Genomic DNA, 8,450 nt, shown 5'->3' on the forward strand with positions numbered 1-8,450 from the left:
GGATGGTGCGGATGGTGAGGCCGGTGTTGATCGAGCCGTCGAAGCCGACCACGCCGAACGCGCCGGCGTACCAGCGGCGGGGGCTGCGCTCGTTGTCCTCGACGAACTGCATCGCCCACAGCTTGGGCGCACCGGTGACCGTCACCGCCCAGGCGTGGGTGAGGAAGGCGTCGAGCGCATCGAAGCCCGGCCGCAGCATGCCTTCGACATGGTCGACGGTGTGGAACAGCTTCGAATAGGTCTCGATCTGGCGGCGCGCCAAAACTTTGATCGTGCCCGGGACGCAGACCCGCGCTTTGTCGTTGCGGTCGACGTCGGTGCACATGTTCAGCTCGAACTCGTCTTTCTCGGAGTTCAGGAGCTTCTGGATCTGCTCGGCGTCGCTGATCGCGTCGCTGCCGCGGGCGATGGTGCCGGAGATCGGGCAAGTCTCGATCCGGCGGCCGTCGGAACGCACGAACATTTCCGGTGAGGCCGACACCAGGAATTCGCCGTCGCCGAGATTGAGCAGGCCGCCATAGGGCGACGGATTGATCCGGCACAACCGCTTGAACACTTCGGCCGGCGACCGCTCGCACGGTTCGCCGAACAGCTGGCCCGGCACCGCCTCGAACAGGTCGCCGCGGGCGAACGCCGCGCGGGCCTTCTCGACCACCTTGGGATAGTCGCCCGGGGCATGATCGGCGAAGCCCTGCCGGCCGGTCTGGGTATAGACGCTCTCGGCGGTTTCGTTCGGCAGTCCGGCGGTGGACTGGCCCTTCCAGGCAAATTCATACGAGATGCTGACGCCGCGGCCGGTGGCGCGGTCATAAGCCAGCAGGCGATCCGGCACGTACAGCACGATGTCGCGCTGGTCTGCTTCGCGAGCCCGCTTCTGCTTCAGGTCCTCGAACTGGAACACCAGGTCGTAGGCGAAGGCGCCGTACAGGCCGAGCATCGGATCGGCCGGCGAGGCGAACGCGGCGACGACGGCGCGCACCAGCGAGATCGCGCTGGCGCGGCGGGTGCGCTGCTCCTCGTCGACTGGAGCCTCGCCGCGGACGATGTGGCCCCTAATTTTGGTGGCGCAGGCCTGCTCGACGACGACGCAGGGCTCTTCGAGCTTGTCGGACAGGAACGCGATCAGCACCCGGCCGCGCGGATTGAGCGCCTCGATGGTGAATTTCTCGGCCTGGGTGGTGAGCGCCAGCGGCGGATCGGCAAAGCCGAGGTCGAAGCTCTCGTAGCGTCCCGGCACCGTGGTGCCGGACGACAGCATCACGCCGCGGCGGTGATCGAGCAGGTCGATCAGCTCGTCGAGCGCCTGGCCGCCGGTGAAAGGCTGGGCGCTGCGCGTCACCGCGAGGCCCGTGGCGGTCTTGTAGTCGCTGGTCGCGGGAAGCGAGAAAACGGTCCTGTTCATGGCATCCTCTTAAGCAACTTGCCGGAGGAACGCCACACAGGACAAACGAAAGCCGCCTCGCGTGGCGGCCTCAGGACGATCGGAAATTAACGGGATCGCACGGCCACCTCTGGTCAGGAGGTGCGCCACCAACGACGTCTGAGCAGCGGGGTCGGGCGGAACGTGCGCATGGACCAGAGACGACCACCCCGGCCGTGCGGAGTCAAGGGGCTGGGGACGCCGCGGGATTGCGACCAAAGCAGCAGGTCGCGGGGCGAGATCTAGGCTAATTTGGTCCAGCCGGCAGGGGCCAACCGATGAAGGTTCGAGACGTCATCATTCTGCTGATCGAAGCCGACGGGTGGATCCACATCGCCACCCGAGGAAGTCACCGGCAGTTCAAGCATCCCTGGAAGCCTGGCCGGGTCACCATCGCCGGCAAACCGTCCGACGATCTTGCTCCGGGCACGTTTGCCAGTATCCTGAAACAGGCTGGTTTGAAGGAGCAGCGCTGATGCGCTACGCGGTGGTGATCGAAAAAGCAGAGGGCAACTACTCTGCCTATGTGCCTGATCTGCCCGGCTGTGTGGCCACCGGTGACAGCGTCGCTGCCGTCGAGTTTGAGATCCGCGAAGCGATCCGGTTTCACATCGAGGGCCTGAAGGAAGATGGCCTGCCCGTCCCTGCTCCAACCAGTCTGGCGGAGTACGTCGAGACATAACCGGTTTTCGCTTGAGGAACGTCCCCGCAGGTTCGGCGTTCTCCTTGCGCATGCCGGGTGACAACCGGCCGCAACGGGGATGGCGGACGTGGCTCATTTTGCCGGTTTCTGGCCACGACACCAACGCATCGGTACGCGCTGACGCCTAACCCGTTCCCGGCATGCATCCTCTAAGTAGTTACTTCCTTGGGTCGCCGTGGGGACAACGGCGACAACTTCCTGCCATCGCAATCGCGCCGTATTCGCACGCAACTTCCGCCCCAATCCGAAGATCGGATTTCGGTTCCGTGACGTGTCGACTATCAGTGAGTGACCCGATGCCGAGCAGACTGGATCAACAGATCGACCGGATCGTCGCCGAAAACGGCGGCAGCCTGCATGACGCGCTCCGCGCGCTGATGCAGGTCAACGAACATCTCGAGGCGGAATTGGAAAGGCTGCGCGCCGTAATGGTGTACAGCCAAGCCTGTGCCGACGGTCAATCGCTGCACTAAGCGATGGTGGCAAGCGCCCCGCACCGGGCGCTCCCTCACGCCTTCTTCAAGAACTCCGTGCGCAGCACCAGGCCCTTGATCTTGTCGGTGCGGCCTTCGATCTCGTCTTCGCTGTCGGTGAGGCGAATGCCGCGGATCATCGTGCCGCGCTTCAGCACGGTCGACGAGCCCTTCAGCTTCAGGTCCTTGATAAGGGAAACGTTGTCGCCATCGGCGAGCAGCGCGCCGTTGCAGTCCCTGACTTCGATGCTCATGTCGGTTCCTCGTTTCGGTGGCGCAAAGCCAAAGCAGGAATGTGGCGTTCGCGCAATGCCGCGGCGGGTGGATCCAAATGAAAGGCGCGAGGCGGATCGCTCCGCCTCGCGCCTGGTGTTGAAGCCGAAAAGCTCAGAACCGGTAGGTGATGCCGGTGCCGATCAGCCACGGATCGAGGTTGACCTTGCCGGTGATCGGGGTGCCGTTCGCCAGCGTGCCGCTCCACTCGGGGCGCAGCCACAGCTTCTTGACGTCGACGTTGATGCCCCAATGCTGGTCGATCATGTAGTCGAAACCGATCTGCACCGCCGGCGCGAACGCGTCCTTGAGGTGGCTGTCGATCACGGTGCAGCAGGCCGCGCTCTGGCTGAAGAAGAAGGTGTAGTTCACACCGGCGCCGACATACGGCTTGAACGCGCCGAAGTCGGTGAAGTGATACTGCAGGGTCAGGGTCGGCGGCAGCAGCCAGGCCTTACCCACGTCGATCCCGGTCAGGGTGCCGGCGCCCGAGACGCTGTGGCGGGTGACGCCGAGGATCAATTCCGCCGCGATGTTCTTGGTGAGGAAGTAGGTGATGTCGAGCTCGGGGACGATCGCGTCGGAGGCCTTGAGCGACGAGCCGGCGATCTGATCGACATAGCCCGAATCCCGGGGCACCACGCCCAGCGCGCGCAGGCGGATCATCCACGGGCTGGATTCCGCCACAACCGGCGCCTTGTAGATCGGGCGGGTGGCGAGATCGGCGGCGTCGGCATTGGCCGACACGAGGTTGAATGCCGCCGCCAAAGCCAGCGCCGACACTGCGGTCAGAAACTTGGTCATAGATGCCCCTTTTGAAGCTCGGTCGCGTGAGCGGGAAACCCACGCTCAAGGTGCACAGATGCCGCCGGGGGCTAAGAAGATTTGATCTGAATCAAATCGAGAGGCGCCCGCTGCGTCATTGCGACGCGCGTGACTTTCCGGTCACAGATTCACGTCCTGCAGCGGGCAAAGCGGTATCGGTTCGCGCGGGAAATTCCCGACTCCGTGCTTAAAGCGCAAGTGCCGCAGAGGCTTACGGACGTTCCGGATTGCGCATCATGTACTCGCCGAGATTGCGCTGAGCGCGATTCGCACGGGTGATGGCGTTGGAGCGCTGCACGTCCCGATCCTTCCGGCACGCGACGTATTCGGACGATCCTGCAACCACGCCGTTCTGCCGGCAGTAGGCATCGTCGTCGCCGATGTCCGCCGGAGCATCGTTGCGGCTTGCGCAAGCGGTCAGCGCGAAGGCGACGACGGACAGGGCGAGCAGGCGTTTTGCGGTTGACGGCATCAAAGGTCCCCAGAGCACGGGTCATTCCGGGGCGCTTGCGAAGCGAGCGAACCCGGAATCTCGTGGCAACAACATCGGGATTCCGGGCTCGCGCGTTACACGCGCGCCCCGGATGACGTTGCGAGGCTTTGTCTAACCCGAATTGCGGAGTTTGTAAGTCCGCAACTCCGAGCTGGCTCAGCTATGGCTCTTCAGCGCCGAGGAGATGTCGTCGAGCGCGGTCGGGTCTTCGATCGTGGCCGGCATCGTCCAGGCATCGCCGTCGGCGATCTTCTTGATGGTGCCGCGCAGGATCTTGCCCGAGCGGGTCTTCGGCAGCCGCGGCACGGTGATCGCGAGCTTGAACGCCGCCACCGGGCCGAGCTTGTCGCGCACCAGCTTGACGATCTCCTTCTCGATCTCGGCGGGATCGCGATCGACGCCGGTCTTCAGCACGATCAGGCCGCACGGCACCTCGCCCTTGATCGGATCGTTGATGCCGAGCACGGCGCATTCGGCGACGTCCGGATGCGAGGCCAGGATCTCCTCCATGCCGCCGGTCGACAGCCGGTGGCCGGCGACGTTGATGATGTCGTCGGTGCGGCCCATCACGAAGACGTAGCCGTCCTCGTCGACATAGCCGGCGTCGGAGGTCTTGTAGTAGCCGGGATAGTCGGCGAAGTAGCTCTCGTGGCAACGCTCGTCCTGCTGCCACAGCGTCGGCAGGTTGCCGGGCGGCAACGGCAGCTTGATTACGATCGAGCCCATGGAGCCGGCGGGCACCGGCTTGGCGCCCTCGTCGACGACTTCAAGCTTGTAGCCGGGCATCGGTACCGTCGGCGAACCGTGCTTGACCGGCAGCAGGCCGAGGCCGACAGGATTGCCGGCGATGCACCAGCCGGTTTCGGTCTGCCACCAGTGATCGATCACCGGCACCTTGAGCTGCTGCTCGGCCCACTCCACTGTCGGCGGGTCGGCGCGCTCGCCGGCCAGGAACAGCGTGCGCAACTTCGACAGGTCGTATTTGCGGATGAAGCTGCCATCCGGGTCTTCCTTGCGGATGGCGCGGAACGCGGTCGGCGCCGTGAACAGCGCCACCGCGCCGTGCTCGGAGATCACCCGCCAGAACGCGCCGGCATCCGGGGTGCCGACCGGCTTGCCTTCATACATGATCGAGGTCGCGCCGTGGATCAGCGGGCCGTAGATGATGTAGCTGTGGCCCACTACCCAGCCGATGTCGGAGGCGCACCACCACACCTCGCCCGGCTTGATGCCGTAGAGGTTTTCCATCGTCCATTTCAGCGCGACGAGATGGCCGCCGTTGTCGCGGACCACGCCCTTCGGCTTACCGGTCGTGCCGGAGGTGTAGAGAATGTAGAGCGGGTCGGTGGCATCGACCGCGACGCAGTCGGCCTTCTTGCCGGCGGACATCGCCTGCTCGCGCAAGGTCGCCCAGTCGTGATCGCGGCCCGCCTTCAGCTCGCAATCCTGCTGCGGCCGCTTCAGGATGATACAAGCCTCCGGCTTCACCGAAGCAAGCTCGATCGCTTCATCGAGCAGCGGCTTGTACTTGACGATGCGGCCCGGCTCGATGCCGCAGCTCGCCGACAGGATCAGCTTCGGCTTGGCGTCTTCGATGCGGGTGGCGAGCTCCTTGGCGGCGAAGCCACCGAACACCACCGAATGAACCGCGCCGATGCGGGCGCAGGCCAGCATCGCTACCATCGATTCCGGCACCATCGGCATATAGAGGATGACGCGGTCACCCTTCTGAACGCCGAAGTCCTGCATGATCGCGGCGAGCGTCTGCACTTCGCGCAGCATCTCGGCGTAGGTGTACTTGCTCACCGTGCCGGTCAGCGGCGAGTCGTGGATCAGCGCGAGCTGATCGGCGCGGCCGCCGGCGACATGGCGGTCGAGCGCGTTGTAGCAGGTATTGACCTTGGCGCCGGGAAACCAGCGGCCATACAGGCCGAGCGAGGGATCGAACACCTTGGTCGGCGGCTCGATCCAGTCGATGCTCTGCGCGACCTCTCCCCAGAACCCTTCCGGGTCGGCCAGCGAGCGGGCATGAACCTCGCGATAACGGCTCTTGTCATGGATAGTCATGGCGTCACGCTCCCGTGGATCTCAGGCGGTTTGCCCGCCATGTCCGGCTTTTAGGCGCGGCATGCAACCCCGCCTTTGTTCCTAATCAAGCCGCGTCCTTTGGTTCGGTCCGGCCCGGGCGGCATTGTGGCGAGCTGCCAACCGGTTGCAAGCACCCGCCGGAGGGCAGCGGCCGCCGTCTAGCTGCCGCCAGCACCCGACAATTGCCGCAGACGTGCTTCCAGCACGCCACGCAGATCGTAGCCGGGGCGGCCGAAGCCGGCCTCGCGCGCGGCAACGAAGGAAGTGTGCGCCTGCTTCAGCGCCCGCAGGGCCACCTGCTGGCCGGCGCTGTCGCGGAGTGCCCGGCGGTAAAGCGCATCGATGCGGCGATCGAGATCGGCCAGCGCCGGATCGGCACAGATCGCCTTGTCCACAGCCTTGCGGGCGCGGCGGCAGTCGAAGCTTGGCTTGCCGGCGACCGCCTGCTGGGCCCCGACCCGCTCGACCTCCAGCGCCAGCGCCTTGTGGTTGGCGCGCGCCGCGACGTGGTCGGGCTTCAGCTTCAGCGCAGCGGAGAAGTCGGCCAGCGCCTTGCGGGTGTCGCCCTTGCCGCGCCACAGCTCGCCGCGGGCATTGAGCGCATCGGGCTGCTTCGGATCGACCCGCAGCGCGTCGTCGTAATCGGCGATCGCCCGATCGACCTGACCGATCCGAGCATGAGCGGCGGCCCGCGCCAGCAGCGCCTTGCAGCGCTCGCCCTTCTCGGTCTCGCGGCTATCGATCACCTTGCTGCACTGCGCGATGGTGTAGCGATCGTCGGGCTTAGCCGCCGCAGCAAGGCACGCCCCCGGATCAGCCGTCGGATCGTCCGGCGGCTCGCCGCCGGTCGCGAAAGCGGGCGACGTAGCAAGGGTCGCTGCGATCAGCAAATTCGCGGCAATGAAAACAGCGCGCATCGATCGAACTACCGCTTCGTACTTCAAATCAGCGTCGTTTCATTCCTCTCGTCATGCCCGGGCTTGACCCGGCCATGACGTGGGGAAGCGTGAAGCGCTGCTGCTCAGTTCACCTTCAGCGTCAGGCCGCCGTCGACCACCAGTTCGATGCCGGTGACGTATTTCGACTCGTCGCTGGCGAGGAATAGCGCGGCGTTGGCGACGTCCCAGGCTTCGCCCATGTGGCCCATCGGCACCTGGGCGTCGCGGGCGCGCCACATCGCATCGACGTCGCCGCCCGAATAGCTGGCGGCAAGGCCGGCGGAATGCGCCACCATCGGGGTCTTCATCAGCCCCGGCAGGATCGCGTTCACCCGGACATGGTCCTTGGCGTATTCCACCGCGGTGTTGCGGGTCAGGGCGTTCATCGCCGCCTTGGAGGCCGCGTAGCTGACATAGGAGATGCCGAGATAACGGATCGACGCGATCGACGAGATGTTGATGATCGATCCGCCGCCCTGACGCTGCATCACCGGCACGACGTACTTCATCGCCAGATAGGCGCTCTTCAGGTTGATCGCGAATACGCGGTCCCAATCGGCCTCGGCGACTTCGACGACGCCGCCGGTCTCGGCGATACCGACATTGTTGTCGAGCACGTCGATGCCGTCCCACGCCTTGACGCAGGCCGCCACCATCGCCTCGACGTCGGCGGCGCGCGACACATCGGCGGCGAACGCAATGCCGCGGCCGCCTTCGGCCTTGATGATGTCGACGGTTTCCTCAGCTGCCGCGAGATTTCGATCGACGCAGAACACCTGCGCGCCCTCGCGCGCGAACGTCACCGCGGTCGCCTTGCCGTTGCCCCAGCCGGGTCCGATCGAACCGGCGCCGACCACCAGCGCGGTTTTGCCTTCAAGTCGTGGCATATTCTGTTGTTCCACTACACGCTACGGCCGCGCCATCACGGGCGCGGGCCTACTCCGCCCTCGCCGTCGGGCAACTCGGCACCCGCGACGAGGGCTGATTACGGCGTCCCGTGCGTGAGATCAAACACCTTCTTCTGGTGGGCGACGGCCTGCTTGGCGCTCGCGCTCTGGGTGAAGAGGTCGAGCGAATCCGCATCGTCGTCCGACACCGGCGTCAGCGCCTGATCGGTGTAGGCCAGCCGCTGCGGATCGCGCGCGACGCGGATGCCGATCGCCGCGACTTTGGCGAACGCAGCCAGAATGGCGCCGGTTTTGCGTACGCCATCGAGCGCAAAACGCGGCCAGAAACG

10 protein-coding genes and 1 pseudogene are annotated in these 8,450 nt (G+C 65.5%); 3 read left to right on the plus strand and 8 right to left on the minus strand.

Features of this window, described 5'->3' with window-relative positions; genetic code table 11:
* The coding region (locus tag DYI24_RS15770; protein ID WP_164572961.1) for an anthranilate synthase component I at positions 1-1,402 on the minus strand (1,402 nt) is incomplete at its 3' end.
* 296 nt (positions 1,403-1,698) lie between these two features.
* On the opposite strand from DYI24_RS15770, the gene DYI24_RS15775 reads away from it, so the two are divergent.
* From DYI24_RS15775 to DYI24_RS28090, 3 genes are all read left to right on the plus strand, one after another.
* Entirely contained in the window at positions 1,699-1,896 is a 198-nt protein-coding gene (locus DYI24_RS15775; RefSeq protein WP_164572962.1) for a type II toxin-antitoxin system HicA family toxin, read from the plus strand.
* On the plus strand, positions 1,896-2,102 hold the full coding sequence (locus tag DYI24_RS15780; RefSeq protein ID WP_107346064.1) for a type II toxin-antitoxin system HicB family antitoxin: 207 nt from the start codon (positions 1,896-1,898) through the stop codon (positions 2,100-2,102). The genes DYI24_RS15775 and DYI24_RS15780 overlap by 1 nt, the downstream gene beginning before the upstream one ends.
* A gap of 317 nt (positions 2,103-2,419) precedes the next feature.
* Positions 2,420-2,596 carry a hypothetical protein gene (locus tag DYI24_RS28090; protein WP_199851773.1) on the plus strand — a complete coding sequence of 59 codons (177 nt, stop codon included), beginning with the start codon at positions 2,420-2,422 and terminating at the stop codon, positions 2,594-2,596.
* A 35-nt stretch (positions 2,597-2,631) separates the two neighbouring features.
* On the opposite strand, the gene DYI24_RS15785 is transcribed toward DYI24_RS28090, so the two are convergent.
* The 7 genes and pseudogenes from DYI24_RS15785 to DYI24_RS15815 form a co-directional block, all read right to left on the minus strand.
* Positions 2,632-2,850, minus strand: coding sequence for an alkylphosphonate utilization protein (locus DYI24_RS15785; protein ID WP_011160033.1), 219 nt, complete (start codon positions 2,848-2,850; stop codon positions 2,632-2,634).
* A gap of 133 nt (positions 2,851-2,983) precedes the next feature.
* Positions 2,984-3,673: an OmpW/AlkL family protein gene (locus DYI24_RS15790; protein WP_164572963.1), complete on the minus strand. Its 690-nt coding sequence runs from the start codon at positions 3,671-3,673 to the stop codon at positions 2,984-2,986.
* Positions 3,674-3,905: 232 nt separating this feature from the next.
* Positions 3,906-4,166, minus strand: a complete 261-nt coding sequence (locus DYI24_RS15795) for a hypothetical protein (protein WP_164572964.1) — start codon at positions 4,164-4,166, stop codon at positions 3,906-3,908.
* A gap of 177 nt (positions 4,167-4,343) precedes the next feature.
* Positions 4,344-6,254, minus strand: a complete 1,911-nt coding sequence (locus DYI24_RS15800) for a propionyl-CoA synthetase (protein WP_164572965.1) — start codon at positions 6,252-6,254, stop codon at positions 4,344-4,346.
* Positions 6,255-6,433: 179 nt separating this feature from the next.
* Positions 6,434-7,192, minus strand: a complete 759-nt coding sequence (locus DYI24_RS15805; protein WP_164572966.1) for a tetratricopeptide repeat protein — start codon at positions 7,190-7,192, stop codon at positions 6,434-6,436.
* Between the two features lie 104 nt (positions 7,193-7,296).
* Positions 7,297-8,100, minus strand: coding sequence for an SDR family NAD(P)-dependent oxidoreductase (locus tag DYI24_RS15810; RefSeq protein ID WP_107346069.1), 804 nt, complete (start codon positions 8,098-8,100; stop codon positions 7,297-7,299).
* A gap of 98 nt (positions 8,101-8,198) precedes the next feature.
* Positions 8,199-8,450 (minus strand): annotated as a pseudogene (locus DYI24_RS15815) (radical SAM protein); the annotation flags it as partial.

This window comes from Rhodopseudomonas sp. BR0C11 (genome assembly GCF_010820945.1).
GTDB classification, from domain to species: domain Bacteria; phylum Pseudomonadota; class Alphaproteobacteria; order Rhizobiales; family Xanthobacteraceae; genus Rhodopseudomonas; species Rhodopseudomonas palustris_H.

Bases quoted from the DNA above. Each gene is read 5' to 3' on its own strand.
- DYI24_RS15780 (WP_107346064.1), top strand. From the start codon at position 1,896: ATGCGCTACGCGGTGGTGATCGAAAAAGCAGAGGGCAACTACTCTGCC.
- DYI24_RS28090 (WP_199851773.1), top strand. From the start codon at position 2,420: ATGCCGAGCAGACTGGATCAACAGATCGACCGGATCGTCGCCGAAAAC.
- DYI24_RS15800 (WP_164572965.1), bottom strand. From the start codon at position 6,254: ATGACTATCCATGACAAGAGCCGTTATCGCGAGGTTCATGCCCGCTCG.
- DYI24_RS15790 (WP_164572963.1), bottom strand. From the start codon at position 3,673: ATGACCAAGTTTCTGACCGCAGTGTCGGCGCTGGCTTTGGCGGCGGCA.
- DYI24_RS15795 (WP_164572964.1), bottom strand. From the start codon at position 4,166: ATGCCGTCAACCGCAAAACGCCTGCTCGCCCTGTCCGTCGTCGCCTTC.
- DYI24_RS15810 (WP_107346069.1), bottom strand. From the start codon at position 8,100: ATGCCACGACTTGAAGGCAAAACCGCGCTGGTGGTCGGCGCCGGTTCG.
- DYI24_RS15805 (WP_164572966.1), bottom strand. From the start codon at position 7,192: ATGCGCGCTGTTTTCATTGCCGCGAATTTGCTGATCGCAGCGACCCTT.
- DYI24_RS15775 (WP_164572962.1), top strand. From the start codon at position 1,699: ATGAAGGTTCGAGACGTCATCATTCTGCTGATCGAAGCCGACGGGTGG.
- DYI24_RS15785 (WP_011160033.1), bottom strand. From the start codon at position 2,850: ATGAGCATCGAAGTCAGGGACTGCAACGGCGCGCTGCTCGCCGATGGC.